The following is a 26,794-nucleotide window of genomic DNA, read 5'->3' as shown; positions in this document are numbered from 1 at the left end:
CGCGGGGCAGAAGCCTTGTCCGGAGCGGCACCGCGCGCGGTAGCCTCCGCGAAGGAGCCGCTCTGCGGAAGAACTCTTCCGAAAGCGCGTGTTCGCGGCGCGCTGTCCGTGCAAACCGACGGAAGGACATACGTGAAGGACTCGAAGGACAGGCTGGAAACGCTGCGGGCCGAGATCGAGCGCCGCAACCCCGCACAGCCCGAGTTCCACCAGGCGGTAGGGGAGGTCCTCGACACCCTGGCCCCCGTCTTCACCGCCCGCCCCGAGTATGCCGACCCGGCCGTGGCCCTGGTGGAGCGGCTCACCGAGCCCGAGCGGCAGATCGTCTTCCGTGTCCCGTGGCAGGACGACCGGGGCCGGGTCCACGTCAACCGCGGCTACCGCGTCGAGTTCAACAGCGCGCTCGGCCCGTACAAGGGAGGTCTGCGCTTCCACCCGTCGGTGGACATCGGCGTCGTGAAGTTCCTCGGCTTCGAGCAGATCTTCAAGAACGCGCTGACCGGCCTCGGGATCGGCGGCGGCAAGGGCGGCAGCGACTTCGACCCGCACGGCAGGTCGGACGCCGAGGTCATGCGGTTCTGCCAGTCCTTCATGACCGAACTGCACCGGCACATCGGGGAGCACACCGACGTCCCCGCCGGGGACATCGGCGTCGGCGGCCGTGAGATCGGCTACCTCTTCGGCCAGTACCGGCGCATCACCAACCGCTGGGAGGCCGGCGTCCTGACCGGCAAGGGCCAGAGCTGGGGCGGCTCCGCGATCCGGCCCCAGGCGACCGGCTACGGCAGCGTGCTGTTCGCCGCCGAGATGCTCAAGGTCCGCGGCGCGTCGCTGGACGGGCTGACGGCGGTCGTCTCCGGCTCCGGCAACGTCGCGCTGTACACGGTCGAGAAGCTGCAACAGCTCGGCGCCAACCCGCTGACCTGCTCGGACTCCCACGGCTACGTCGTCGACGACAAGGGCATCGACCTGGCACTGCTCAAGCAGGTCAAGGAGGTCGAGCGCGGGCGGGTGAGCGAGTACGCGGCGCGCCGCGGATCCTCGGCACGGTTCGTGCCCGGCGGGCGGGTCTGGGAGGTACCCGCGGACGTCGCCTTCCCGTCCGCCACGCAGAACGAACTGGACGCGCAGGACGCCCGTACCCTCGTCGCGGGCGGGGTCAGGGCGGTCTCCGAGGGCGCCAACATGCCGACCACGCCCGAGGCCGTGCGGATCCTGCGGGAGGCCGGGGTCGCCTTCGGGCCGGGCAAGGCCGCCAACGCGGGCGGTGTCGCGGTCAGCGCCCTGGAGATGAGCCAGAACGCCGGCCGTGTGGCCTGGAGCGCGCAGCGGGTGGAGGACGAACTGGCCGCCACCATGCGGGCGATCCACGCGGTCGCCCACGAGACCGCCGAGCGGTACGGAGCCCCGGGCGACTACGTCACCGGCGCGAACATCGCGGGATTCGAGCGGGTGGCGGACGCGATGCTGGCCCAGGGCGTCATCTGATCCGACGCCCACGCCGCGCCGTCACCCCGTCACCCCGTCGGCCGGCCCGTCGGCCCAGTGCACCCGCCCGAGGTGGATCAGGCGCAGCTGGGCGAGGGCCGTGCCGGTGGCGGCCGACCAGTCCTCGCCCCGGAGGGATGCGGTCAGGAACGCCGAGGCCGTCATGAACATGTGGTCCACCAGCAGCCGTGACAGCATGGTCACGTCATCGGCCTGCCAGCCCGCGCTCACGGGATCGGAACCGAGCGCGGCGCCCGTCTCGTCGGCGAAGACGTCCAGTTGCGCGGCGATGGCATCGCGCACCACCGCCACCCCGCCGTGGCGTTCACGGACCAGGAAGCGGACGTGCGCCGGTCGCTCGCGCACGAGTGCGGCGATGAGCCGCACCGCGGCACCGCCGCGCTGTTCGGCGTCACCACTCGCGTCGAGGATCTCCCGCACCGTCCCGTGCAGGCTGTCCAGTGCCTCCTCCACCAGCGCGGTTCCCAGCTCGTCCATGTCGCCGAAGTGCCGGTAGAAGGCGGTGGGGGCGACTCCGGCCGCCCGGGTCACCTCCCGGAGTCCGAGGCTGCCGAAGCTGCGCTCCGCCAGCTCCGACAGGGCCGCGTCCAGGAGGGCGCGCCGGGTGCGGCGGCGCCGGGTCTCGCGAAGGCCGGTCTGAGCACTCATGGCGCGAAGTCAACCGCGTCACAGTCGTCCGCCGCCAGCATGATGCAAACTGAACCGGGTAGTCAGTGAACAACTGTTACCGGAATGGAGGACGTTCTCATGCTCTTCCTCGTAGGCGCGCTGCTGGTGCTCGGCGTCGTCCTCGGCACCGTGGCCCATGTGCCCGCCCCCGTGAGTGCGGTCGCCGGTCTCGCCATCGCCTGCTGGCTCGCCCTCTTCGCCGCACGCGAGCACCTCTCCGGACACCGCCGGGCCGGACGGCTCGGCCACGACCCCCGGGGTGTCCGATGACCCCGATGACGGATCCCCGTACCCCGGCCCGGGCCCCGGCCGGTACCCCTGACGCCGACGCGATGGCCGTCACCGGCTTCGTCCTCGGCCTGGTGGGGCTGCTGGTGATGAACCTGATCCTCGGCCCGACCGCCGTCGTCCTCGGCGCCCTCGCACTCCTGCGGAACACGAGCAGGCCCGGCCGGGCCCGCCTGGCCGTCGGCCTGGGCCTCGCCGACGTGGCACTCCTCGCCTGCCTCGTCACCGCCGACGGGACCTGGTCGTGGAGCCTGGCCTGAGGTCCCCGGACCGCGGGCCGACCGGGACGGTCCGGCGCCACCGATGAGTTCTCCGGCCGCCGCCGGTCTACCTCTTCGTCAGGATGCGGAGCGCAGTCGCCCCGGAAGGGTGAGGAACATGAAGTACATGATCCAGATGAACGTACCGGCCGCAGAGTGGGACGCCCTCATGTCGTCGTACTCCGAGGAGGACATGAGGGCCATGTTCGCGCACATGGACGCCCTCAACAACGAACTCACCTCCACCGGGGAATGGGTGGACGGGCAGGGCCTCGGCGGCCCCGCGCTGGTCAAGACGGTGCGGGCCGGGAGCGACGGCCGGCCCCGGGTGACCGACGGGCCTGCTCGGGCGGGCGACATCCTGGCCGGGTACTGGGTCGTCGACGTCACGGGCGAGGAGCGGGCCCTGGAGATCGCCGCACGGGCGTCCGCCTGCCCCGGACCGGGCGGGAAGCCCGGCAGCGACCCGGTCGAGGTGCACCCGATTCCGGCGGACCCGACGGCTGCCTGAGCCGCGGGCCCGCCGGACTGCAAAGCCGCCTGCCCGGCGACCGGAGACCGCTCGGGGCCGGCCTGGTGAACCTGTACGCCGGACGGCGGCGCGGCGGGTGGCAGCGGTGGCAGTCCCCCGGGGCGCCCGCGAGGCTCGGTACCGAAGGGCGACCGCGAGGAAGGGACAGGGCGATGCCGGAGGCCACACACGTGCGAACGGTTCTGAAACGGACCAATCTGCTGCCTGCGTTCCTGGTGCTCACGGCCATGACCATTGCCCTGTGGCTGACGGGCATGCCGTTCCTCCAGGCCCTGACGATCTCCACCGGAGTGAAGATCGCGATGGCGCTGCTCGAACTCCGGCGACTGCCTGCCCCCGCCGGCGAGACGGCCGCGGAGCAGCCACAGCACTAGGACCTGCGGCGCAGGGCGCGGCGGCCCACGACCACGACGATCAGCAGCAGGACGACCACGACCACGACGATCACGAGCTTCTTCAGCCAGCTGCTCTTCTTCTTGCTCTTCTTCTTGCCCTTCTTGACCCCGGTTGCGGCCTGGGCCTGGGACGACGTCGGTGCCCGGAACGCAGTCGCCGCGCCGGTGCCGGCGAGGGCGCCGCCCTGCGGCAGGGCCGTGGCGGCGGGAGCGTGGCGGGCGGCCGGAGCTGCCGCCGAGGCGGTCGCCGCGGGACCCCAGACCAGTCCGGCGAGCACGAGGATCCCGGCGATCGCCCACGCGACCGCGGGGCGCCTCTGCGGGTGGCCGTGACCTGTCATTTCTCTTCCCCCTGTTCTCCCGTACCGATCCGGGACCGGTGGTTTCCGGAAGGCCGGGGCTCGAAAGCATCGTCGACGAGTTCGACCGAGCCCGCAAGGACATGGACCGTCCGGGCGTGCGGCCATGCGCCGGTACCGGTCGCGGGCCCGGCCGTGCATCCCTCAGACCACGGAGAGCAGGTCCACCACGAAGACCAGGGTGGAACCCGCAGGGATCAACGGCGAGGGGGAGCGGTCGCCGTAGCCGAGGCGCGGCGGAATGATGATCTCGCGACGACCGCCGACCCTCATTCCTCTGATCCCCCGGTCCCAGCCCTTGATGACCCTGCCGCCGCCCACGGCGAACTTGAACGGTTGGCCCCGGTCCCAAGAGGCGTCGAACTCCGCTCCGGACGCGAAGGTGACCCCGACGTAGTGGACGCGGACGACCCTGCCCGGCTTCGCCTCGGCGCCGTCCCCGATAAGGAGGTCCCGGACCGTCAGTTCCTGCGGAGCCTCTCCCTCGGGACGTTCGATCTCGGGCTTCGTCGGTTCAGTCATCACAGCAATCCCTCGTACGGACCGGCCGGGCGCACGGTCACTCCGTACGCTGGACGATCACGCTACCGAGAACGCGGACCGGTCGGAGCGCGTCCCCCGCGGAGCGGTGCGGGAGGAATCCGCTCGGCGGAAGCCGGGCGGGACGGCGGCAGGTGAGGTGAAAGGGCCGCTCATTCAGGCCGTCAAGTCCGCCCCGTGCTCCCCACGGACCACGGTTGTGGCGTTCCGGTACCTGCACCGGGCCGGCGAGCATGCCCGATGACGGACCACGGCAGCCGCAAATTTCAGAACTGCCCCAATGGAAAGCCAAGGTGCTGTGCACCTCTACCGTATCGCCCGTCTCGTCGGCAGAGCACCGTTCGATCACCGTTCGATCGATCATGGAGGGGTCGTTTTCGCGGTTTTCGGCCGCATCGTGAGGGCTGAGCGAAATTCAAGGGGCTGGGAGATTGCGTTTGAGTGCAGCCCAGGACCGTGATCGGGATTCACGGCGGCGCGATCTGTCGCGTTCCGTAGCCGGCCCATAGCGTGGCGAAATCGGGCCCTTTACTCGGCGCTCCTCGGCGGCGAAGCTTTGGGCCGGGGCATCGCCCGGTGTCGCCCTCGCGACGGATACCGCGACACGGCCGGAGCCTGGCGTTCTCTTGGGATGGGGCAGGTCGAAACAGAGGGGGCGGGTGGAAGGCCCACATCGGATCCGGAGTTCGGCAGGAAGTGCAGGGCAGGGCGTTCGCGTTCGTTGCCGACGGTGTGGATTTCTGCGGTGTGTTCAGGAGTTGGCTGCATGGGTGGGCGGTCCGTATTCATGCTCGGCGGAATCCTCTATGAGGAATGGAGAAGGTCTCGATCCCGGCCGGCTTCTGTTGTTGTTCACGGATGACTCCGGCCGCAAGGTAATCCGGAGGAATGGGGATGGGCGCCTTTGTGCGCCCGCGTGCACTCCGTTCTCCGCGCCGTTCGAGAGCATCCGGCACCGTCAACGACACAGTGCGCTCGCTGCGCCGGGTGACGCGGGCACGCACGCTCTATATGTTCCGAAGGCATAGTCCAATCTGCAGTCCTCGCGGTGGAGAGGGATGGGCATGACGAGCCAGGCAAGCGAAGTCGAACTCCGGGACCTGCTGGGCAGGTCACTGGAGGCCACGGGGCAGGCCGCGCAGTGGACCGTGGACACGGACACGACGTGGTGCCGCCTCACACCCGCCTCCGCGGCGCAACGCAAGCAGGGCTGGAAGCTGCACGTGTCGGCCACGTCCGCCTCCGCTCCCGCGGTGCTGGCGCGGTCCCTGGACGTGCTCCTGCTGCGGGACTCCATGTTCAAGTTCGCCCGGTCCCTGGAACAGGTGAGCGCGCTCAACTCCCGGGCCACACCGAGGGGCAACTCGGGCAAGTTCATCACCGTCTACCCCCGCTCCGACGCCGACGCGGCCGCGATCGCGCTGGAACTGCACCAGGCCACGGCGGGCCTCGCCGGCCCGCGGATCCTGTCGGACCAGCCCTACGCCGCGAACAGCCTGGTGCACTACCGCTACGGGGCGTTCGTCGCCCGTCAACGGCTCTCCGATTCGGGCCTGTTGGTGTGGTACATGGAGGACCCGGACGGCAACCCCGTGGAAGACGTCCGTACCGGCCGCTATTCCCCGCCGTCCTGGGCGGTGAGCCCGTTCCCGGCCTCGGTGCCTGCCGCGCCGACCGAGGAGCGGGCCACGACGGCCCCGGTACTGCTGGGCGGCCGCTTCTCGGTACGGGAGGCGATCCGCCACACGAACAAGGGCGGTGTCTACCGGGGGAGGGACGTCACCTCGAACGCGCCGGTGGTCATCAAGGAGGCGCGGCCGCACGTGGAAGCCGACGCCTCCGGATCCGACGTACGCGACTGGCTGCGCGTGGAGGCCCGGGTACTGGAGTTCCTCGACGGCACGGGCCTCGCCCCGCGGCTCCTTGCGGTGTTCGAGCACGGCGGACACCTCTTCCTGGCCGAGGAGGAGATCCCGGGCGTCCCGCTGCGCAACTGGGTCGCCGAGCGCTTCCGCGACATCGGGGGCGAGCGCTACCGCGCCGAGGCCCTGGCCCAGGCGGGCCGCCTGGTGGATCTCCTCGCCGAGGCCCACGCACGGGGCTGCGTCCTGCGGGACTTCACGCCCGGCAACATCATGGTCCGGCCCGACGGTGAACTGCGCCTCATCGACCTGGAGCTCGCCGTCCTCAAGGACGACGTCCCGCTCCCGACCACGGTGGGGACCCCCGGCTTCAGCGCCCCCGAGCGGCTGGCCGGCGCGCCGGTCTCGCCCACGGCCGACTACTACAGCCTGGGTGCCGCCGTGTGCTTCGTCCTCACCGGAAAGGTCCCCAGCCTGCTGGCCGAGGAGCCCGCGGCCAGGACCGCGCACGAGCGGCTCGCCGGGTGGCTGGCCGCCTGTGACGACGTGCTGCGGCTGCCCGAGGGCCTGACCGAGATGATCCTCGGGCTGATGAGTGACGACCCCGCCGAGCGCTGGGACCCCGAACGGGCCGGCGCGGCCCTCCGCCGGGCGGTACGCGGACCTGCGGCCCGGGCCGCCGCGGGACCGGCCCATCCGACCTCGCGGTCCGACGCGACGCAGGGCGCGGTGGCGGGGATGGTGGACCACCTCATCGGTTCGATGACCCCGCAGGACGAACGCCGCCTGTGGCCGGTGTCCACCATGGCGGGGGAGACCGACCCGTGCACGGTGCAGCAGGGCGCCGCAGGTGTGCTCGCGGTCCTGACCCGCTACTTCGAGTTGACCGGCGACGGGCGCCTGCCGGAGGTGCTCTCCACGGCGGGACACTGGATGGCGGCGCGGACGGACACCCGCTCCACGCGATCCGGCCTGCACTTCGGCGGCCGGGGGACCGCATGGGCGCTGTACGAAGCCGGCCGGGTCCTCGACGACCGTGTGCTCGTCGAGCACGCGACGGCTCTGGCCCTGGCCCCCCAGGAACCGGCACCCCATCACGACATCACCCACGGCCGGGCGGGCAGCGGACTGGCCGCCGCCCACCTCTGGTACCGCACGGGGGACCAGCGTTTCGCCGAACGCGTCGTCGAGGCGGCCGACGCGCTGGCCGCCGCTGCCACGTCCGAGCCGTCCGGTGTCAGCTGGCCCGCGCCCCCCGAAGTGGTCACCGGGAGCGTCGGCGAACGCTATCTCGGCTTCGCCCACGGGACGGCCGGCATCGGATGCTTCCTGCTCGCCGCTTCAGCCGTCACGGGCCGTCAGGAAGACCGGGACCTGGCCCGGGCGGCGGGGGACGCACTGGTGGCCGCCTCCCTGACGGTCGGTGGGGCGGCACAGTGGCCCTCCAAGGCCGGCGACGTGCCGACCGCCCCGTACTGGTGCCACGGTTCCGCGGGGATCGGCTCCTTCCTGCTCCGGCTGTGGCAGGCCACCGGCGACGACCGGTACGGCGATCTCGCCCTGGCGGCGACGAAGGCCGTGGTGGAGCGGGCCTCGCGCGCCCCCCTCGCCCAATGCCATGGCCTGGCGGGCAACGGCGACTTCCTCCTCGACATGGCCGCCGCCACGGGGGATCCCGCCCACCACGCGTCGGCCGAGGCCCTGGCCCGCCTCATCACCGCCGAACAGATCCACCGCAACGGCCACGTCGTCTTCCCCAACGAGTACGGGGACGTCTCGACGGGCTGGAGCGACGGGTCCGCAGGAATCCTGGCGTTCCTCCTGCGGACCCGCCACACAGACTCCCGGCTCTGGATGATCCAGCAGCCGGGCTGACAGGAAACCCTGTCGACACCACCGAGAGAAGGAGATAGTCATGGAGAACCGCGACCTCGAACTGCTGGCTCACCTGCACGCCCTTCCGGAGACCGACCCGATCGGCGCCGACGGAGTTGCGTTCGCCGACACGTGTGCGTGCGTCGGCCTGCTCACGCTCCTCAACACCGTCTGCGTCGGCATCAGCTGCGCCTGACCCAGGCCGTAGCAGCCCGCGCGGATCCGATACCGCCCGGCGGCCTCGTCAACCGCTCCGCTGTTGACGAGGCAATGAACGCCGGTCGCCCGTAGGCCAGCCACCCCCAGTGCACCCGCGTCGCCAGCCGATCAGGGCAGCACGAGGGATCCCGGCCGACCTCCGGCCGGTGGCCGCCCCCGCGGCAGCCACCGGCCGGAGCGTCCGGCCCCCGCCTTCACGGGGCACGAAGCATCGGCCCCCGAGCACCACACCGCCCCTTCGACCCAGCGCGCGCCCAAGTCCGTGGACGACACCCAGCAGACGAGGACCTGAGTGACCATGCAGCCGCACGCCGGTGCCGATGCCCCCACACGGGTGCCCCTTCCGACCTCAGCCACGGCCCCGGACGGCGCGCGGCCAGCGGCCCGGGGGCCGTACGCCATCAGCACCCGCGGCCTGGTCAAGAGCTACCCCGGCCCGGACGGCACCCTCACCCCCGCCGTGCGCGGCCTGGACCTCGACGTACACCAGGGCGAAACCTTCGCGTTCCTCGGCCCCAACGGCGCGGGGAAGTCGACCACCATCTCCCTCCTGTGCGCCCTGGCCCGCCCCACCGCCGGAACGGCCACGGTGGCAGGCGTCGACGTCCTCACCCACCCGGGCCAGGTCCGCCGCCAGGTCGGCATGCTCTTCCAGCACAGCGCACTCGACATGGAACTGACGGTGCAGCAGAACCTGGGCGTCCACGCCCGGCTGTACGGCATGAGCCGCCGCGACGCCCGACGGCGCACCACCGAGACCCTCGATGCCATCGGCCTCGGCGACCGGCGGCGGGCCCCGGTCCGCACCCTCTCCGGCGGCATGCGCCGCCGCCTCGAACTCGCCCGCGGCCTCCTCCACGAGCCGCGGGTGCTCTTCCTCGACGAGCCCACGACCGGACTCGACCCCCACGCGCGCGCGCAGGTCTGGGACTACCTGCGCCAGTTGCGCGAACGGCAGGGGACCACGCTCTTCGTCACCACCCACTACCTCGACGAGGCCGAGAACTGCGACCGCCTCGCCATCATCGACGGCGGCCGCCTGGTCGCGCAGGGGGCGCCGGCCGCCCTGAAGGCCGCCATCGGCAGCGACCGGGTGGTCCTGCGCACCCACGACGACCCCGCTGCCGAACGCGTCGTGCGCCGCGCCGCCCCGCCGGGCACCCGTACTGCCGTCGGCGCCGACGGGATCAGCCTGCGCCTGCCCGACGGCAGCTCCTGGATCCCCCGCCTGTGCGCGGCCCTCGCCGCGGAGGGCATCCCCGTCCGGGCCGCCTCGGCGACCCCGCCGACCCTCGACGACGTCTTCTTCCACCACACCGGCCGCAGCATCCACACTGCAGGGCCCAAGGCGGCGGGTGAGGGCCTGTGACCGCCCCCGCCGTCACCGCGCCGGGAAACCCCGACGGCCACGCCGACCCGTATCCGGCATCCCCGGCCCGCCTGCGCCGGGAACTGCGCGCGGTCCACGCCCTGGTCCACCGCGACCTGCTGCGCCTGTCCTTGCAGCGCACCCACACCGCGCTGATGCTGATCCAGCCGGTGCTCTACCTCTTCATCCTCGGAGGCGGTCTGGCCGCCCTGATTCCCACCGCCGCGCTCGGCGTGGGCTACCAGGTGTACCTCTTCCCCGGCATGCTGATGATGACCGTCCAGAGCCCCGCCATCATGGTCGGCATCCGCCTCATCACCGACCGGCAGAGCGGATACCTGCGGGAACTCCTGATGGCCCCGGTCAGCCGCGCCACCCTGCTCCTGGGCAACTGCGCGGGCGGCACCGTGGTCGCCACCGTCCAGGGCGCCGTCCTCCTCGCCCTGGCCGGCACGGTCGGCCTGCCCTACGACCCGCTGCTGCTGGCCCTGCTCCTCGCCGGCATGATCCTGGCCTCCTTCACCATCACCGCCCTGGCGCTCGCCCTGGCCGTCAGCCTCGGTCGCGCCGAGCTCTTCCATATGCTCCTCGGCCTGGTGATGATGCCGCTGCTCTTCCTGTCCGGAGGCTTCTTCCCCCTCGACAACCTGCCCGGCTGGGCACGTGGGCTGGCCTCCCTGAACCCCCTCGCCTACGGCGTGGACCTGCTGCGCCGCTCCATCAGCCTGCGCGTGCCCGACCAGACGACCGCGGCCGGCATCGAATGGTTCGGCCACCAACCCCCGCTCCTCCTGGAAGCCGCAGCCCTCCTCGTCGCGGGCGTCCTCGCCCTCCTCTACGCCACCCGGCGCTTCAGCCGCCCGGAATGACCCCGACCGCACGGGTCCCGGCCGGCGGACGGCGACCGGGCGCGGGCGCCGCTTCCCCGGCCCCACCGTGCGGCAGGAACAGGCCGTTCGGCCCTGCCCGGGCGGGGCCGGGGGGACTGTTCGGCCCTGTCCGGGCCGCCGACCCCACGCCGATCATGAAGCGGTGCCGGGAGGCGCGGCGGATCCCCCGTCCGCAGCACCTCCCGGTCCGTCATGTGTACGGCCGACAGGGAGGCACCGTCCGGTGGACGTGGCAGGAACGAAGAACACGGCGGGTGTGGCGCAGACCCCGCATCACGCGATACCCGGAGGGACGGGCCGGGCTTCGTGGGTGGAGTGGTTGACGACCACCGACCACAAGAAGATCGGCACGATGTACCTGGTGAGCGCCTTCGGATTCTTCGTCCTGGGTGGTGCCATGGCGTTGATGATGCGCGCGGAGTTGGCCCGTCCGGGTACGCAGATCATGTCGAACGAGCAGTTCAACCAGGCGTTCACCATGCACGGCTCGATCATGCTGCTGATGTTCGCCATGCCGTTGTTCACCGGCTTCGCGAACTGGATCATGCCGCTGCAGATCGGCGCGCCCGATGTCGCCTTCCCCCGGCTCAACATGCTCGCCTTCTGGCTCTTCCTGTTCGGTTCGCTCATCGCGGCCTTCGGGTTCCTCACCCCGGGCGGTGCGGCCGACTTCGGCTGGTTCCTGTACGCGCCGCTGTCGGACGCGGTGCACTCCCCGGGCCTCGGCGCGGACATGTGGATCATGGGCGTGGCGCTGTCCGGGTTCGGCTCCATCGCCGGCGCGGTCAACTTCATCACCACGATCATCTGCATGCGCGCTCCGGGCATGACGATGTTCCGGATGCCGATCTTCACCTGGAACGTGCTCCTGACGGCGCTGCTGGTCCTGATCGTCTTCCCGGTGCTGGCCGCGGCCCTCTTCGCCCTCGAATGCGACCGCACGTTCGGCTCCCACGTCTTCGACGCGGCCAACGGCGGCGCCCTGTTGTGGCAGCATCTGTTCTGGTTCTTCGGCCACCCCGAGGTCTACATCCTCGCCCTGCCGTTCTTCGGCATCGTCTCGGAGATCATTCCGGTCTTCTCGCGCAAGCCGATGTTCGGTTACATCGGCCTGATCGCCGCGACGATCGCGATCGCCGGCCTCTCTGTGACCGTGTGGGCGCACCACATGTACGTCACCGGCGGTGTGCTGCTGCCGTTCTTCTCCTTTATGACCTTCCTGATCGCGGTACCGACCGGTGTGAAGTTCTTCAACTGGATCGGCACCATGTGGAAGGGCTCACTGTCCTTCGAGACCCCGATGCTCTGGACGATCGGCTTCCTGGTCACCTTCGTCTTCGGTGGCCTGACCGGCGTCATCCTGGCCTCACCCCCGATGGACTTCCACCTCTCCGACTCCTACTTCGTGGTCGCGCACTTCCACTACACCGTCTTCGGCACCGTGGTGTACGCGATGTTCGCCGGCTTCCACTTCTGGTGGCCGAAGTTCACCGGCACGATGCTGGACGAGCGCCTCGGCAAGATCACCTTCTGGACCCTCACGGCCGGCTTCCACCTCACCTTCCTCGTACAGCACTGGCTGGGCGCGGAGGGCATGCCGCGCCGCTACGCCGACTACCTCGCCGCGGATGGCTTCACCGGGCTCAACACCCTCTCCACCATCGGCTCGTTCCTGCTCGGCCTGTCGATCCTGCCGTTCTTCTACAACGTGTGGAAGACCGCCCGGTACGGCAAGAAGGTCGAGGTCGACGACCCGTGGGGCTACGGCCGTTCCCTTGAGTGGGCGACCTCCTGCCCGCCGCCGCGGCACAACTTCCGCGCCCTGCCGCGCATCCGTAGCGAGTCGCCCGCCTTCGACCTCCACCACCCCGAGATCGCCGCCCTCGAACCGGCCGCTCACTGAGCCGGCGCCGGGCTCCGCACGGCTCAGGCAAGGAGAAGCCCATGTCCCACGTGCTGACGGCACTCGGTGTCGCGGTCCTCTGTGTGTCCGGCAGTGTCTGGTACGTCCCCGCGATCACCGACATACGCGCGGGCGCCGACCGCCCGGTGTCCCGCAGGCTGGCCGCCACGGCCTGCCTCACGGGCTGGGGGACCGCCGCATTCGTCACGCTGCTGCTCCTGGCGGCAGCGCCCCGGGGGCTCGTCGCTCTCGCGGCGGTGGCCGGAACGGCCGCCTCCTGCGCCCTGGCCGTCCAGGGCCGCGTCCAGCACGGCGCGGAGCAGCGGGAGGAGGCCGGACGCTGGTCGGCGCTGGGTCACCCGCCTCCCGCGCGTACCGGCGCCCTGCCGCGGCGCGCCGTTACGGCCTGGGCCGTGGCCGGGTTCACCCTCATACCGGGAACGGCGGTCGCGACGTTCCTCGCCCGCTGGTGAAGACCCGGCGGGGAGGACGGACCGTGGCACGGACCACCGCCCTTCCGCGGTGCCGAGTGTCCCCGGTCCGGCACCAGGGTTGTCATGGACACGTGTATGGGCCCGGCTCGTTCCGGCAGCGGCGCTGTCGAGGCCGCCACCGGAACGAGCCGGGCCCATCCCGCAGTCGGGGGAACCGGTTCTGTTCCTATTCGGTCGCCTGCACGGGATGCTGACGGGGCGGGGTGAGCGCGTGGCTGGCGATCACCGCGGCCTGGACTCGGCGTTCGACGCCCAGCTTGGTGAACAGCCGGGAGATGATGTTCTTGACGGTCTTCTCGGCCAGGTAGAGCCGCTGTCCGATCTCCTTGTTGGTGAGCCCTTCACTGACCAGGACCAGGATCTCCTTCTCCCGGTCGGTGAATCCGGGCAGGCCGGGTGCCGCCTCCTCCGGGGGGACCTCGCCGCGCATCCTCGCCATCAGCCGGGTGGTGGCCCCGGGGTCGAGCATCGACTGGCCCGCGGCGACCGTGTGTACGGCGTTGACCAGGTCGGTGCCGGAGATCTGCTTCAGAACGTAGCCGGACGCGCCGGCCATGACGGCGTCCAGCAGTGCTTCCTCGTCGTCGAACGAGGTGAGCATCAAGCACGCGAGGTCCGGCATCCGCGAGCGCAACTCCCGGCACACGCTGACCCCGTCGCCGTCCTGGAGCCGCACGTCCAGGATCGCGACCTGGGGGCGCAGCGCGGGGATGCGGACCAACGCCTGCTCGGCCGTGGACGCCTCACCGACCACGGTCACGTCGGGCTCGGCGTCCAACAGGTCGTGCACACCCCGGCGCACCACCTCGTGGTCGTCGAGGAGGAAGACGCTGATGGGCGTCTGCGCGGGGGAAGGGGTGCCGCTGGGGGGCATGGATTCTCTCCTTGGCATGGTTCCGTCCGGCACACGCGCGAACGCTGCCCATGGTGCCTTCCACAAGAGGCCGAAGGACAGGGCCGATCGGCCCTGTCCCGGCCGCCGGTGCGGTGGAGCGCCGCGGAGGTTCCCTCCCGGACCCGCGCCTCGAGGGTGGTTGCCGGGTGGGCCGCCGCGCCGGAGGGGCCGCGTCCCGGAACGCGGAGGACGGCCGGCACCGCGGCGGGGCCGGTCGGCCCCTGTCCGGTGGATTCCGGTGCGGCGCAGGCTGGGGTGGTCGGAAAGGCCGGAAGGGGCGAGCGTGCCGGAGGTGAGGTTCACGATGAAGACACCCCTGGTGGGTCAGGTGATGACCCGCGACGTCGTCGCGGCCCGCGCCGGGACGTCCGCGAGGCGACTGGAACAGCTGATGGACCGTCACCGGATCGGCGGCGTGCCCGTGGTGGACGAGGACGACAAGGTGGTGGGTGTGGTCTCCCGCACCGACCTCACCCGCAGGCCGGGCGAGTCCGGCCGGGCCGCGGGCCTTGTGACGGCCGCCAAGCTGATGACGACGCCGGCCGTGACGGTCCATCCGGAGCAGCGAGTGGCCGAGGCCGCCCGTGTCATGGAGCGCAGGCAGGTCGACCGGCTGCCGGTGGTGGACGAAGAGGACCGTCTCATCGGCATCACCACCCGCCGCGACCTGCTGAGGGTCTTCCTGCGGACGGACGAGGAGATCCGCGCCGAGGTCGCGGCGGAGATCACGTCCCGTCTGCCACCGTCCGCCGACGACCTCCTGCGGATCCACGTGCGGGAGGGCGTCGTCACCCTCCACGGGCTGCCCTGCTCCACCACCGATCCCTTCGCCCTGCTGCGAGCGGCCTGGCGGGTGGACGGGGTGCTGGGCGTCGTGCCGCGGCTGACCACCGCGCCGTCATGACGACCCGGCGCCCCGCTGCACCGGAGCCGGTCCCCTCGCCAGGGTGGACCGCCAGGACGGGGCGCCCGGCATGGGCGACGACCCGCAGCGCGACCGGTCCCGGCGGAAGCCGTGGGAACCCTCCCGTACTCCGGTGCCCCACCACGACCACAGCGGCTTCGGGCGAGCGGCGTACGAGCTCCGGGGCGGGCGGGACCGGCCACTCCACCGCGTGCAGGATCCGCAGGATCCCATCGTGAACCGCCGCCTCCGCAGCGGCCGTCCGTACCGCCGGCACCAGCCCCCCGAGCCCCCCGGCGTCGACGACCCCGACCACCACACCCGCTCCCATGCGGCGGCTGCCCCGGCACCTGCGGTTCCACACATAGCGGCGGCCGACCCCGGGCCTACTCGGCGCCCGAGCGGGGAACAATACAAAAAAGAAGTAAAACGTCATCTTTGTGGGTGATTGTCATGCTGCAAGGGCTGCTGGCCGCTCTGGTCGTGGCGGGCGTCGGCGCGGTGCTCTACGTGGCGGCCGCGGCGCGGGTGATCAGACAGTACGAGCGGGGGGTCGTGCTGCGCTTCGGCCGTTTGATGGGTTCCGTCCGCGGGCCCGGCTTCACCATGGTCGTTCCCGTGGTCGACCGGATGCACAAGGTGAACATGCAGATCGTCACGATGCCGGTGCCCGCCCAGGACGGCATCACCCGGGACAACGTGACCGTGCGGGTCGATGCGGTGATCTACTTCAAGGTCGTCGACCCGGTGGACGCGATCATCCGGGTGGAGGACTACCGGTTCGCCGTCTCGCAGATGGCGCAGACCTCGCTGCGCTCGATCCTGGGCAAGTCCAACCTCGACGAGCTGCTGTCGAACCGGGAGAAGCTCAACCAGGGCCTGGAGCTGATGATGGACAGTCCGGCCGTCGAGTGGGGCGTGACCATCGACCGGGTCGAGATCAAGGACGTCTCGCTGCCCGAGGGCATGAAGCGTTCCATGGCACGGCAGGCCGAGGCCGACCGCGAGCGGCGCTCCCGCCTGATCAACGCGGACGCCGAGCTCCAGGCGTCCAAGAAGCTCGCCCAGGCGGCGGCGGTGATGTCCGAACAGCCGGCCGCGCTCCAGCTACGGCTCCTGCAGACCGTCGTGGCCGTGGCCGCCGAGAAGAACTCCACGCTGGTCCTGCCCTTCCCCGTCGAACTCCTGCGCTTCCTCGAACGCGCCGGGGACCATCACCAGGACCGGACTCCACAGCCGTCGCACCGGACGGCGCCGCGGACCGAGGGCGGCCCGGTGGACGGCCTGTCCCCGGTCGACACCCGGCCGTCTCTCGCGGGACTACCCGAGGCGCTGGGGAGCTGACGAGCAGGCGCCCCGGGCGGGAACCGGGGCGGGCGGCCCTGCCCGGGGTGGGCCGGTGCCCGTGCGGACGAACCGGTCGCGAAGGTCTCGCCTGGGTGTCACTGCTGGTCACCGCAGCCCTGTACCTGCGGGGCCGGTACCGCGACCGGAGATCACCATAGGGCGGTACGCAGCCGCCACGGCGCCACCGGGAGGCGGGCGTCGGCCCCGTCCCGGGGTTCCCCCGTCGGTCTGCGAGCGGAGCCGGGACGGACGTCAGGGCGCAGCCGTGGTCCAGTGGCCGTCCAGGGCTTGCCCGACGCTGTCGGCGAGGTCTGTCAGGCGGATCCTGTCGCCCGGGTGGAGTTCCTGTGTGGCGATGGCGGACCGCAGCCGCGCGAGGTGCTCGGCGACGACGGGCCGCTGCTCGGGTCCGCTGTGCCAGGCCAGTTCCCGCAGCAGCATGGTGACGCGGGACAGGACCGCGGCATCCGCCGCACCGTAGTGCAGCGGCTGGTCGACGGCCAGGTGGAGGAGTTCGGCGAGGGTCGCCCGGCGCAGTACGACGCGGACCCGGCCGCGGTCGTCGCGCAGGCGCCGGGGCGAGAGGTCGCGCTGCGCCATGGCGCACAGCAGCGCGGAGGAGTGCGAGAGGGCGTGGATCGCGGTGGTCGGATCGTTGACCCCGGGAGACAGCGCCCGGGTGGCCACGTCGGTGAGCTGGCGCAGACCGAAGGAGATGTCCTGATCGGGAGTGCGTTCGGGCGTGGTGCGCAGCGCACGGGCCGTCCGCTCGATCAGGAGGCGCCGCGTGTCCGGAGGGAACGGGGTGCCGGTACGGGACCAGGCGACCCCGGCGGGGGTACCGGCGATCAGTGAGCTTCCCGGGCACCGGTCGATCAGGACGACCGCGTCCGCCTCGATCGCCGCCGCCAGGAGTGCCTTCTCGTCCACGGCGGCCAGGAAGCCCGAGGTCCCCGCGGACAGGGACAGGGCGGTCCGGGCGTCGCCAGGGGCTTCCGGCGCCCCGGCGGCGCCCCCGGGGATGGCCGGGCGGGCCTCGGGGACGAGCCTGCGAAGGGTGTCGTCGGCGGCGACGTGCACATCGCGGAGCATGGTCTCCACCCTGATCTTGCGCGCCAGATGGGACAGGAAGGCCACGAGCGCGAACACGCTCGCCAGCGTGAGGAGGAAGGCGAGCGTGACCGAAAGCTGCGGCACGAACGGCGGTTGCCCGTCGGCCTCGGTGCGCACGGTGCGCAGTACGGTCAGGGCATAGGTGAAGGTGGCGAGGAACAGCGCGAGCGTGGCCTGCACGTAGCGGTCCTGATTGAAGGTCCGCAGCAGACGGGGGGAGAACTGGCTGCTCGCCAGCTGCAGGGTGACCACCGTGAGCGAGAACGTCAGGGCCGTGACACTGATCAGGGAGCCGGCGATCGCTTCCAGCACGGTCCGTGCCGCCGCTGGGCCGCCCCCGAACAGGTACGCCGTGAGCGACTGCGGAACGTGGTGCCCGATCCGCATGTCCAGCCTGGGCAGGCCCACGCCCGCGGCGACGGCGAGGAGGACGCCCAGGGTCGGCAACGGCCACAGCTGGGTCCGCAGCGTGTCGCGGGTCAGCGGACCTGCTCCCATGGGGCGTCTTCCTTCCGGTATGAGGACAGCAGGTCCCACCTTGGGGGCTGGTGCCGCCCGGAGGTCGCGCGCACACCGCGGTCCGGGGCCGCCGCATCCGGTAATTCCCCCCAACGGGCCCCTGCCGGCCCACACGGCGCCATGGGCCGGTCGGACGTGCCGGACTCCCCGGGTACGGCCCCCGGCCGGGCCCCGATCCGGCCTCGTGCCCGCCCTTCCGGGCGCCGGGCCACGCCCCCGGGCCACCTCTCTCGGCGCGGTGGAGCACTGGCTCACTCGGAGCGGGCCGCACCGCCGCTTCCCCGGTTGCCGCCGTGCGGCGGGTGGACGGTGAGAACACCGTGCGCGGTCCACCGGACGGTGAGCGCCTCGTCCCGCTCGGCGTCTCCCGTGGCGGTGTCGTCGAGGCGTGGGCGGCCGGTCAGGGGTGGGCTCCGGCCGCGCCGGCCGCCCGGGTGATGGCTTCACCCAGGCGCTCCCCGGTGTACGCCTGGCCGCCCATGCCCCAGCCTCCGTCCGGGGCGTTGACGATGTTGATCCGGATGTCGTCGCGATCGTGGCCGGGCGTCATGAGCCCGTACGCGATGTCGGTGGCCCTCTCGATGAAGGCCGCTCGTGTCTCGACGGAGGCCAGGCCGATGTCGGGCAGCTTCAGTTCGATCAGCACGAGGGAACGGTTGGTTCCGCCTGCGTACACGTGCCGAGGGTCGAGTAGGTGCAGCACGCCGGCGACCATCGGCGTGAAGAAGGTGTTGCCGGTCAGGCCACTCACGTCGATGAGAGCCTCGCTGAGCTGCGGAATGATCTCCCGCTCTCCGGCCGGGGTGAGGGCGCCGGTGGGTGCGATGACGGCGATGGGCATGGGTGTGCTCCCCGAGATTGACGGTGAACTAGTACGTACGTCCTAGCGAGATCCACTGTGGAATAGGATGGGCGTACTAGTCAAGCGGGAAGTGACGGAGGGCGGAACGAGATGGCCAAGGAGACCCGGAGCCGGATGGTGGACGCCGCGGTGGACGCGCTGCGCGAACGCGGACTGCAGGGCATGTCGTTCACCGAGGTGCTCGCGCAGAGCGGGGCGGCCCGGGGCGCCATCTACCACCACTTCCCCCGCGGCAAGCACGAGCTGGCGGCGGAGGCCGCCCTGCAGCACGGCCGCGAGGTGCGCGCCGGGCTCTCGGAACTCCGCGCCGCCGACCCGGAGGGTGTCGCCCTGGCCTTCGTGGAGTTCGCACGGCCGGTCGTCCGGGCCGCGGCCCGCGGTGCCGGATGCGCCGTGGCCGCCGTGACCGTCCCCGCGGACGAGGACGGCGGCGCGTTGTGCCGGGCCGCTGCCGAGACCTTCACCTCATGGACCGACCAGCTCGTCCGGAACCTGGGCGAGGCGGGACTGCCGGCGGCCGACGCGCAGGAGAAGGCCGCCCTGCTGATCGCCCTCCTCGAAGGCGCCCAGGTGCTGTGCCGGGCGAGCGGTAGTACGGAGCCCTTCGAACGAGCCGTCCGCGCCGTACGGCCGCTCTTCGCCGCCCCCTGAGCCGCAGGCACGCGCCGGGCCGCCCACCGTCGGGGCGGTCGCGCGCGTCCCTTCCGGCTCCCCTGCCCCGGCCGTCGCGGCCGGAGCCGGGCCGGACGCCCTCAGCCCGCGCGCGAAGACGGGCTCACCGGGTCTCGTGTGCGCCGTCGTGTCCGGTGGCGTAGCGGCTCGGGTCGGCGTCGAAGGCGGCCGCGCAGTGGGCGGAGCAGAAGAGGTACTCGCCGGTGCCGGTCCGGCGGCGCGGCGCGGCCGGGTCCCTCGCGTCGATCCGCATGCCGCACACGGGGTCCACGGCCCGTCGTGCGGCGGCGGCGCTGTCGGGCTCCGGGTGTTCCTCGCCAGGATGCGGGTGGGGGCCCGTGGTGTCGGGGCGGCGGAGGGCGGCAGCGCGGTCGGCCGGAGTCTCGACCCGGGGCCGGACGCGGGCCGGTGCGGCGTGCGGCAGGGGAGCGGGGCGCCAGCGGCGCAGGCGGGAGGCGTTGGTGACGACGGACAGGGAGCTCAGCGCCATGGCTCCGGCGGCGATGATCGGGCTGAGGCGGATGCCCCACAGCGGGTAGAGGGCTCCGGCGGCGAGCGGGACGCCGACGGCGTTGTAGACGAGGGCGAAGAAGAGGTTCTGCTTGATGTTGCGCATCGTGGCGCGGGAGAGGGTGACGGCGGTGACGACTCCGCTGAGGGAACCGGAGATGAGGGTGACGTCGGCGGCTTCGATGGCGACGTCCGTGCCGGTTCCGATCGCGAGGCCCACGTCGGCGGCGGCCAGCGCGGGGGCGTCGTTGATGCCGTCGCCGACCATGCCGACGGTGCTTCCCTCGGCCTGGAGCCGGCGGATCTCGTCGGCCTTGTGCTCCGGCAGCACCTCGGCCAGCACCCGGCCGATGCCGACCTGGGTGGCGATCGCGGCGGCGGTACGGGCGTTGTCGCCGGTGAGCATGACCACTTCGATGCCGAGGCGCTGGAGGGCGGCGATGGCATCCGCGGAGTCGTCCTTGACGGTGTCGGCGACGGCCAGGACCCCCGCCGGCCTGCCGTCGATCCCGGCGAGCACCGGGGTCTTTCCCTCGGCCGACAGGCGCGCCGCCTCCGCGCTCAGCGAGCCGGTGTCGATGCCGGCGGTCGCCAGGAGGCGGGGGGAGCCCACGAGAACGGTGTGGCCGGCGACGGTCGCCCTGACTCCTTGACCGGTGACGGATTCGAAGCCGGAGACGGGGGCCGCCGGCGAGGCTGCGCCGCGATCGCGGGTGCCGGCGACGATGGCCTGGGCAAGGGGGTGCTCGCTCGGCTCCTCGGCTGCTGCCACCAGCCGCAGCAGCTCGTCCTCGGTGGTGGCGTCGGCGGTGTGGACGTCGGTGAGGACGGGCTTTCCGGCGGTGACGGTGCCGGTCTTGTCGAGGACGACGGTGCCGATCTTGTGGGCGGTTTCCAGGGCCTCGGCGGAGCGGATGAGGATGCCGGCCTGGGCGCCCTTGCCGGTGCCTACCATCACCGACAGCGGGGTGGCCAGCCCGAGCGCGCACGGGCAGGCGATGATCAGCACGGCCACGGCCGAGACCAGGGCCAGGGTGAGGGCCGGCGGCGGCCCGAGGGTGAACCAGATGGCGAACGTGGCGACGGCGATGGCGATGACGGCGGGAACGAAATACGCCGAGACGGCGTCGGCGAGGCGCTGGATGGGCGCCTTGGACGCCTGCGCGGCCTGTACGAGGCGGATGATCTGGGCGAGCATCGTGTCCGCGCCGACCTTGGAGGCCCGTACGCGCAGGGACCCGGTGGTGTTGACGGTGGCCCCGATGACCTGGTCCCCGGTGCGCTTGGACACCGGCATCGGCTCGCCCGTCACCATCGACTCGTCGATCGCGGAGGAGCCGGTCAGGACCTCGGCGTCCACGGGGATCTTCTCTCCGGGCCGGATCACGATCTCGTCGCCGACGGTCACGTCCTCGACGGGGATTTCGCTCTCGGTGCCGTCCCGTACGACGCGTGCGGTGCGGGCCTGGAGTCCCAGGAGGGAACGGATGGCCTCGCCCGTGCCGGCCTTCGCTCGGGCCTCCAGCAGTCTGCCGAGCAGGATGAGGGTGAGGATGACGCCGACGGCCTCGTAGTACACCTCGCGCACGTCCTGCGGAAGGAGTCCCGGGGCGAGGGTGACGAGGAGGCTGTAGGCGTAGGCGGCGCTCGTGCCCAGGGTGATCAGCGAGTTCATGTCGGCACCGCGGTGGCGCAGCGCCAGCCAGCCGGTGACGTGGATCGGCCACCCGGTGTAGAACATCACCGGGGTGATCAGGGCCAGCTGGAGCCAGCGGTTCAGCAGCCATCCCGGTACCCAGTCGGCACCGAACAGCTCGTGCGCCATGACCGCGAACAGCACCGGAAGGGTGAGCACCGCACCGGTGGCGACCCGACGGGTCAGGTCCGCGATCTCCGCCTGCCGCTCGGCGACGTCGGCGGCCTCCGCCTCGGCCGCCGACCGCTCCACGGCGGAAGCCGGGGCCCCGCCGGATGGGCTGCCGGAAGCAGTGGCGGATGCGGTGGCGGCCCGCCCGGCGTCCGGAGGCGGTGAGGCCGATCCGGGGTCGCCGTCCGGTTCGACGAGCAGGGTGCCGTGGATCATGTTCATGCCGCAGGCGAAGCCGAACGAGCCTGGACGGTCGGGCCGCAGGTGCACCGTGGTGCGCGTGTGGGCGGGCAGCCCGGCGCTCACGTGGAGATCGGGGAACACGACCCGGGAGGTGCACTCCCCTGACTCCTGCCGATCGAAGACCAGCTCCAGCGGCGTGCCCTGCCGGACCTTGATCAGGTTCGGGCTGTAGCCGCCCCGTACGACCACGTCCACCCGCTGCACCCCGTCCTCCAGCCGGGCCGTTCCGGCCCGGCGGGGTCCGAAGAAGTACCAGCCCAACCCGCCGATCACCACGACGGCGGCCACGACGACCACCAGGTCAAGGGCGCCCATGGGCTCTCGCCTCCCTTCGGCCCGTCCCTTCCGGCCTCTTTCAGCATGCGCCCCCTCGCGCTGGTGCGCGGCAGGAGGGACACGGCCGGAATGCGGCAGGGTGACGACGGCGGTGCGGGGCCCGCTACTCCATCCCGGTGATGTGGCCGAGGCCGCTGTTGCACAGCGGGAGCGCCACCGACGGGGGCACCCTGGGGAAGTACCCGTCCAGCTTCAGCAGGTGCAGGAAGCGGGCTCCGTGTGCGCCCGAGCAGCCGATCCACAGACGGCGGCCCCTGGCGTGGAGCAGCCGGTCCGCCTCGACCAGGGGGGCCGCACCGGAGCTGTCCATGAAGTCGATCTCGCAGAGGTCGGCCACGACGTCACGGTTTCCGGCGTGCCGGAGGGCGTTGCCGAGGGCACGTCGTATGAGGGGAGCGCTCACGATGTCTGCATCGCCATGGCAGGAGACGACATAGTGGTGGGGATGGGCGAGATTGAGCGTGAAAAGGTGCACCACAACTCCGGGCGTGGAGTGTCCTCAGTCCGCCGGGGTCTGGGGCGGCACCTGGTTCAGGCCCCCGTCTTTCCGAGGGGGGCCTGAAGCGCATGTTAGTGCCGTGTCACGGCGCCACGCCGATGACGCGAAATAAGCATGACGATAGGACTTATGCGGTGCGCCGGTCGTCCGGCCGAGGGCTTCACGGCTGGAGATCGGGGACCACGCTGTTGGGGTCCGTGATCACCTCCATGGCGATGTCCACCAGCTTGCGGTTGCTCCCGCGTGCCAGTCCACGGAGCGCCGTGAAGGCTTCGTCCAGGCTGGTGTCGAGCCGATGGGCGAGGAATCCCTTGGCCTGTTCGATCACCACTCGACTGTTGAGGGCGTACTGCAGCTGGTCCGCCAGGATCTCCTGGCGTCTCGTGGCCCGTTCCTGGAGGATGCCTATCGTGGCGATGTCCGAGAGGGCCTGGCCGAGCGCGGCACGCCGGTCGTCGAGCGGACCGGGTTCGTGCAGGAACAGGTTGAGCGCGCCGATGACGGTGCCCTTGTGCCGCATGGGTAGGGCACACACGCCGCGGAAACCTTCCTGTCGTGCCGCTTTGGCGAATCGTGGCCAGGGCAGGCTGGCCACCTCCTGAGCTGGGTCCGGATCCGTGTAGTCGACTCTGCGTCCCTCCGTGTAGCAGGCGACGCAGGGGCCCTGGTGCCCCTGCAACTGAAGGAGTTCCAGCAGGCGCGTCTTCTCGCTGGACGCGGCGATCAGGTGCAGCTCCCCCTGCGGATTGGTCAGCAGGATGCCGGCGCCTTCCACGTCCAGGAGCGACACGCAGTGCTCGGCGAGTCTGTTGAGGAAGTCGATGATGTCGAAGTCCTCGACCAGGGTGTCTGCCAGCTCCACGAATGCGGAGGCCAGGGCCTCTTCCCTGTCCATCACTGTGTTCCTCCCTGACCGTTCACCTCGTCACCGGGCTCTTCGGCCGGCCCGCATCGCGGACTGTTGCCGTCGCTCACCGGTTCGAAGACGAGTTGGCCGGCGGTCATCTGTCGAGCGGCCTCCGACAGGGACATCCCGGCGCTGAAGGCATGGGCCCGCATCCGGGCGAACGCCTCCTCGATGCCGACCTGCATCTGAGAGGCGGCCATACCGGTTGCCTGGTAGACCTGAAGGCTCTCCGCTCCGAGACCGAGGGTTCCGGGCTCCGACGAGGCGCTGTCCTCGGACAGCGAGAGCAACTGGTTGAGCGCCACGGTGCAGAGCAGCAGGGCGTCACGGACCTGCAAGGGCATCAGGTGCCCCGGCTCACGACGGTAGAGCGAGAGCGTTCCCAGGCGGATGGCCCCGACCTGGAGGGGGAAGGCGAAGGCCCCGCAGACGCCGTCCCCGTGGGCCTGCGGTGTGAAGCCGGGCCATCTCTCCAGGAAGCGGGGCTCCGCCAGGTCGCCCGCGGTCACGGGTTCCCGGCTGTCCCAGGCGTCGACGCTGGGCCCTTCACCCAGTGTGATCTGCAGGTCCTCCATGGCGCCGGCGACGCCGTCGGTGCTGTGCAGGGAGCCCCGTTGTTGACCGCGGCCGATGAGGATCGCCGCGGACTCCACCCCGCAGGCCTCGACCGCAAGCTCACAGACGATGGCGAGGTTCGGCAGGCCGGGAGCGGCGCGTTCGGTGAGCGCACGGTGGAGCTCCTCGGCGCGTGCCTTCATGGTGGTGCCGCCCTCGGCGTGCGGATCGTGTGGATCATGGCTGTCCGAATCGCGACCCCGGTCCCGGTCGGTGGGGATGGACGTGGGGCCGGTGCCCGCCGCCAGGTGACTGATGCGTGGATTCATGGATGTGCAACCTCCGCGACCACCGTGGTCCCGGGGCGCGGGGAGGATGGAGGGGCCGGGCGTCCCGAGCGAGGGGACCGTTGGTCCCGTCCGGCGGGCTCGAACGGCTCGAACGGCTCGAACGGCCGGGTGCGGCGCGATCCGGCCGCGCGGTACCGCAGTGGAAACGGGGCCGGACGGCTCTCCCGCAGAGCCGTCCGGCCCTGTCAGCCCTCCTTCGGTACGAGGAACGTGGGAGAGCCGGACGGACGGCTTGCTCGGCACCCAGGCAGGGGCGGGAGTCGCATGGAATTCTCCTGGAAACTAGAACTGCCTCGCGATCGGCTCGGCGTCGTGCTGGCCGTCAGGCTCGCCCGTTCCGCCTGCACCTCGATGGGGCTCGCAACCGGCGACACTGAGGCGCTCGTCAGCGTCGTGCACGCGGCAGCCCGGGACCTGTGGGGAAAAGGCTCCGCTCCCACCTTCTGGATGTCGCTGTCCGTGGACGAGGAGGTGTGCCGCCTCACCGTCCAGGGCACGGATCGGGAGAAGGCTGATCAGGAGGCGCCGCGGGCCGCACCGGACTCCGGTGGAGCACGGGGGCGACCGGTCGGCCGGTCCCGGGCCCGGAGCGCCGGATCCGCGTGCCCCGCGGGTCCGGGTGCGGCGGGAAGTCCGGTGACCGCGGCCGTGAGGCTGCGCGGCCCCACGCCATGACGCAGGACTCCGGCTGACCGGAACCGCACATGGGAGTCGCAGGTCGAAGAGCTGGTGTGACCGGTCTTCGAGGAGCGCGTACGGGGTGTAGCCGGAGCCCGTGGAGAAGACCACCCGTCCGAGGGCAGCGGTCGTGAGCCGCAGGAGGCCAAGTGGACGCTGAGGGCGTGCGTGGCGGGAGTGAGGGGCGCGCCGGGGTGTGGTGGCGTCGAGGATGCGGCGGGGCCGTGGTCGGCCGGGAGGTGGAGTCTCCGGGGGAGGTGGTCGGGGTCGGGGAGGCGCTGTGCGCCGCCGCCGTGTTCCTCCGACTGCGGCCGAAGGACTGAACCGACCGATGGTCTTCACGGGGAGCGAGTCGGGTTGTGTGCTCGTTGACCTCTGGTGGGGGCGTTGAGCCTCCACGCCTCCGCTTGGCGGTCTGCCCCGGCTTGCGCTGGGGCAGAGCCGTGTTCTGGGTGTGGCGCGTGATGGACCGGTGCCGTGCGGTGCACGGGCCGGCCAGGTCGCGTGTCGGCCGGGGTGGCGGTCAGTTCTTGGTGCAGAGGGCAGCGGTGGTGGCGTCCGAGCCGTAGGTCTCCGTGTACCAGCCGCTGGCGCTCTGGGTCGGGCCGTTCGCCAGGACGTGGGCGGTGATGCGGCTGCCGTTGGTGGTGAGGTTGTCGAGGCGGTAGCCACCGGTGGCCACGGTGCTGCCGGCCGGGCAGTAGGCGACCGACATCGGACGGTTGCTGCCCGTCCACTTGGCCGTGGGGCCCACGACGATGGTCTGCTCGCCCGGCTTCGCCTCGGGGACGCAGACGATGTTCGCGGTCACCGTGGAGTAAGCGGCGGACACCTGCCACCCGACACGGCCGTCCTGGACGATGGGGAAGCTGGCCAGGATGAACTGGTACGACTCGGTCGCTGAGCCCTGGAAGCCTCCGGTCATGTAGCCGGCGGACTGCACGGACATCCCCTCCGGGCACAGCACCGAGCTGGTGGAGACCTTGAACGTGGAGCTGTCCTGCGCGCCGGTGGGGCCCCACACGCTGGTGGCGCCGTCGGTCGCCGACGCCGGCTGGACCGCCAGCGTTGAGAACAGGGCCGCGGCGACGGAGACCACGAACGCGGCGCGTCCCAGGGGACGGTGTGCAGTCGGCCGGGCGGCGAGGGATCGCTTGAAGATCATGTTTGCGATCCTGGCAGCCGCCTCCCTCACCGCCCAAACCGATTCACCCCGATTCACCCGTACGGTCCCCGACCCGCTGTCGTCGCAGGGGGAGCCCTCATTCGGCACGGACGCGGGGCGACCGGGACACTGGGCTGCAGCGCTTCTCTTCGCCGTCACCACGCCGACGAGGGTCGGTGTGGTGACGGGAACCGCGACTTCTTCGGGC

General features: G+C 71.6%; 25 protein-coding genes. 14 read left to right on the top strand and 11 right to left on the bottom strand.

Annotation, left to right across the window (positions count from 1 at the left end; all coding sequences use genetic code 11):
- The first annotated feature begins 132 nt into the window (after positions 1-132).
- Positions 133-1,488, top strand: a complete 1,356-nt coding sequence (gene gdhA, locus ACFW2G_RS27235) for an NADP-specific glutamate dehydrogenase (RefSeq protein WP_384453997.1) — start codon at positions 133-135, stop codon at positions 1,486-1,488.
- A gap of 21 nt (positions 1,489-1,509) precedes the next feature.
- Here the strand turns inward: gdhA and ACFW2G_RS27230 are convergent, their stop codons facing one another.
- The gene (locus tag ACFW2G_RS27230; protein WP_037928869.1) at positions 1,510-2,157 is read right to left on the bottom strand and encodes a TetR family transcriptional regulator; all 648 of its coding nucleotides are present in this window, start codon (positions 2,155-2,157) and stop codon (positions 1,510-1,512) included.
- A 99-nt stretch (positions 2,158-2,256) separates the two neighbouring features.
- On the opposite strand from ACFW2G_RS27230, the gene ACFW2G_RS27225 reads away from it, so the two are divergent.
- The 4 genes from ACFW2G_RS27225 (at position 2,257) to ACFW2G_RS27210 (ending at position 3,632) form a co-directional block, all read left to right on the top strand.
- Positions 2,257-2,448, top strand: coding sequence for a hypothetical protein (locus ACFW2G_RS27225; protein WP_037929366.1), 192 nt, complete (start codon positions 2,257-2,259; stop codon positions 2,446-2,448).
- 5 nt (positions 2,449-2,453) lie between these two features.
- A complete protein-coding gene (locus ACFW2G_RS27220) occupies positions 2,454-2,726 on the top strand; it encodes a DUF4190 domain-containing protein (RefSeq protein ID WP_384453993.1) in 273 nt (90 codons plus the stop codon).
- A gap of 118 nt (positions 2,727-2,844) precedes the next feature.
- Positions 2,845-3,237 (top strand): YciI family protein, encoded by a 393-nt coding sequence (locus ACFW2G_RS27215; RefSeq protein WP_384453990.1) that lies wholly within the window; start codon positions 2,845-2,847, stop codon positions 3,235-3,237.
- Positions 3,238-3,485: 248 nt separating this feature from the next.
- Complete coding sequence (locus ACFW2G_RS27210) at positions 3,486-3,632, top strand: hypothetical protein (protein WP_157840316.1); 147 nt, start codon at positions 3,486-3,488, stop codon at positions 3,630-3,632.
- Here ACFW2G_RS27210 and ACFW2G_RS27205 read toward each other — a convergent pair.
- Both ACFW2G_RS27205 and ACFW2G_RS27200 read right to left on the bottom strand, forming a co-directional pair.
- Positions 3,629-3,994, bottom strand: a complete 366-nt coding sequence (locus ACFW2G_RS27205; RefSeq protein ID WP_384583677.1) for a hypothetical protein — start codon at positions 3,992-3,994, stop codon at positions 3,629-3,631. The genes ACFW2G_RS27210 and ACFW2G_RS27205 overlap by 4 nt on opposite strands.
- 162 nt (positions 3,995-4,156) lie before the next feature.
- Positions 4,157-4,534: an FKBP-type peptidyl-prolyl cis-trans isomerase gene (locus ACFW2G_RS27200; RefSeq protein WP_384453986.1), complete on the bottom strand. Its 378-nt coding sequence runs from the start codon at positions 4,532-4,534 to the stop codon at positions 4,157-4,159.
- Between the two features lie 1,082 nt (positions 4,535-5,616).
- Between ACFW2G_RS27200 and lanL the strand changes: the two genes are divergently transcribed.
- The 6 genes from lanL to ACFW2G_RS27170 all read left to right on the top strand — a co-directional run bounded on the left by lanL (position 5,617) and on the right by ACFW2G_RS27170 (position 13,143).
- The gene (lanL, locus tag ACFW2G_RS27195) at positions 5,617-8,289 is read left to right on the top strand and encodes a class IV lanthionine synthetase LanL (protein ID WP_384453983.1); all 2,673 of its coding nucleotides are present in this window, start codon (positions 5,617-5,619) and stop codon (positions 8,287-8,289) included.
- A gap of 40 nt (positions 8,290-8,329) precedes the next feature.
- Entirely contained in the window at positions 8,330-8,485 is a 156-nt protein-coding gene (locus tag ACFW2G_RS27190; protein WP_172671412.1) for a VenA family class IV lanthipeptide, read from the top strand.
- Positions 8,486-8,806: 321 nt separating this feature from the next.
- Positions 8,807-9,877, top strand: a complete 1,071-nt coding sequence (locus ACFW2G_RS27185) for an ATP-binding cassette domain-containing protein (protein WP_384454053.1) — start codon at positions 8,807-8,809, stop codon at positions 9,875-9,877.
- The gene (locus ACFW2G_RS27180) at positions 9,874-10,746 is read left to right on the top strand and encodes an ABC transporter permease (protein ID WP_370466627.1); all 873 of its coding nucleotides are present in this window, start codon (positions 9,874-9,876) and stop codon (positions 10,744-10,746) included. The genes ACFW2G_RS27185 and ACFW2G_RS27180 overlap by 4 nt, the downstream gene beginning before the upstream one ends.
- Before the next feature lie 277 nt (positions 10,747-11,023).
- The gene (gene ctaD, locus ACFW2G_RS27175) at positions 11,024-12,670 is read left to right on the top strand and encodes a cytochrome c oxidase subunit I (RefSeq protein WP_052031325.1); all 1,647 of its coding nucleotides are present in this window, start codon (positions 11,024-11,026) and stop codon (positions 12,668-12,670) included.
- Between the two features lie 41 nt (positions 12,671-12,711).
- The gene (locus ACFW2G_RS27170; protein ID WP_037928850.1) at positions 12,712-13,143 is read left to right on the top strand and encodes a hypothetical protein; all 432 of its coding nucleotides are present in this window, start codon (positions 12,712-12,714) and stop codon (positions 13,141-13,143) included.
- 187 nt (positions 13,144-13,330) lie between these two features.
- Here ACFW2G_RS27170 and ACFW2G_RS27165 read toward each other — a convergent pair whose 3' ends face one another.
- Positions 13,331-14,038 (bottom strand): response regulator, encoded by a 708-nt coding sequence (locus ACFW2G_RS27165; RefSeq protein ID WP_384584206.1) that lies wholly within the window; start codon positions 14,036-14,038, stop codon positions 13,331-13,333.
- A 325-nt stretch (positions 14,039-14,363) separates the two neighbouring features.
- Here ACFW2G_RS27165 and ACFW2G_RS27160 point away from each other — a divergent pair, with 325 nt between their 5' ends.
- Together ACFW2G_RS27160 and ACFW2G_RS27155 are read left to right on the top strand one after the other, a co-directional pair.
- Positions 14,364-14,963, top strand: a complete 600-nt coding sequence (locus tag ACFW2G_RS27160; protein ID WP_384456075.1) for a CBS domain-containing protein — start codon at positions 14,364-14,366, stop codon at positions 14,961-14,963.
- Between the two features lie 453 nt (positions 14,964-15,416).
- Entirely contained in the window at positions 15,417-16,307 is an 891-nt protein-coding gene (locus ACFW2G_RS27155; RefSeq protein ID WP_384456078.1) for a slipin family protein, read from the top strand.
- A gap of 255 nt (positions 16,308-16,562) precedes the next feature.
- On the opposite strand, the gene ACFW2G_RS27150 is transcribed toward ACFW2G_RS27155, so the two are convergent.
- Both ACFW2G_RS27150 and ACFW2G_RS27145 read right to left on the bottom strand, forming a co-directional pair.
- Positions 16,563-17,921 (bottom strand): DUF2254 domain-containing protein, encoded by a 1,359-nt coding sequence (locus ACFW2G_RS27150; RefSeq protein WP_384456080.1) that lies wholly within the window; start codon positions 17,919-17,921, stop codon positions 16,563-16,565.
- A 421-nt stretch (positions 17,922-18,342) separates the two neighbouring features.
- A complete protein-coding gene (locus ACFW2G_RS27145) occupies positions 18,343-18,783 on the bottom strand; it encodes a 4-oxalocrotonate tautomerase family protein (protein WP_384584203.1) in 441 nt (146 codons plus the stop codon).
- Between the two features lie 111 nt (positions 18,784-18,894).
- Between ACFW2G_RS27145 and ACFW2G_RS27140 the strand changes: the two genes are divergently transcribed.
- A complete protein-coding gene (locus ACFW2G_RS27140; RefSeq protein ID WP_384456086.1) occupies positions 18,895-19,455 on the top strand; it encodes a TetR/AcrR family transcriptional regulator in 561 nt (186 codons plus the stop codon).
- A 124-nt stretch (positions 19,456-19,579) separates the two neighbouring features.
- Here ACFW2G_RS27140 and ACFW2G_RS27135 read toward each other — a convergent pair whose 3' ends face one another.
- From ACFW2G_RS27135 to ACFW2G_RS27115, 5 genes are all read right to left on the bottom strand, one after another.
- Complete coding sequence (locus tag ACFW2G_RS27135; RefSeq protein WP_384584200.1) at positions 19,580-22,411, bottom strand: heavy metal translocating P-type ATPase; 2,832 nt, start codon at positions 22,409-22,411, stop codon at positions 19,580-19,582.
- Between the two features lie 124 nt (positions 22,412-22,535).
- Positions 22,536-22,907, bottom strand: coding sequence for an STAS domain-containing protein (locus ACFW2G_RS27130; protein WP_384584197.1), 372 nt, complete (start codon positions 22,905-22,907; stop codon positions 22,536-22,538).
- A 184-nt stretch (positions 22,908-23,091) separates the two neighbouring features.
- Positions 23,092-23,826, bottom strand: a complete 735-nt coding sequence (locus ACFW2G_RS27125) for a GAF and ANTAR domain-containing protein (RefSeq protein ID WP_384456096.1) — start codon at positions 23,824-23,826, stop codon at positions 23,092-23,094.
- On the bottom strand, positions 23,826-24,722 hold the full coding sequence (locus ACFW2G_RS27120) for a GAF and ANTAR domain-containing protein (RefSeq protein ID WP_384456099.1): 897 nt from the start codon (positions 24,720-24,722) through the stop codon (positions 23,826-23,828). Before ACFW2G_RS27120 ends, ACFW2G_RS27125 begins: the two co-directional genes overlap by 1 nt.
- Before the next feature lie 1,222 nt (positions 24,723-25,944).
- Positions 25,945-26,586: a hypothetical protein gene (locus ACFW2G_RS27115; protein WP_384456102.1), complete on the bottom strand. Its 642-nt coding sequence runs from the start codon at positions 26,584-26,586 to the stop codon at positions 25,945-25,947.
- Between the last annotated feature and the right edge of the window lie 208 nt (positions 26,587-26,794).

The organism is Streptomyces sp. NPDC058880 (genome assembly GCF_042742535.1).
Taxonomy (GTDB): Bacteria; Actinomycetota; Actinomycetes; order Streptomycetales; family Streptomycetaceae; genus Streptomyces.
The sequence above is the reverse complement of the archived record's forward strand: the minus strand, read 5'-3'. Positions and strand labels throughout refer to the sequence as shown.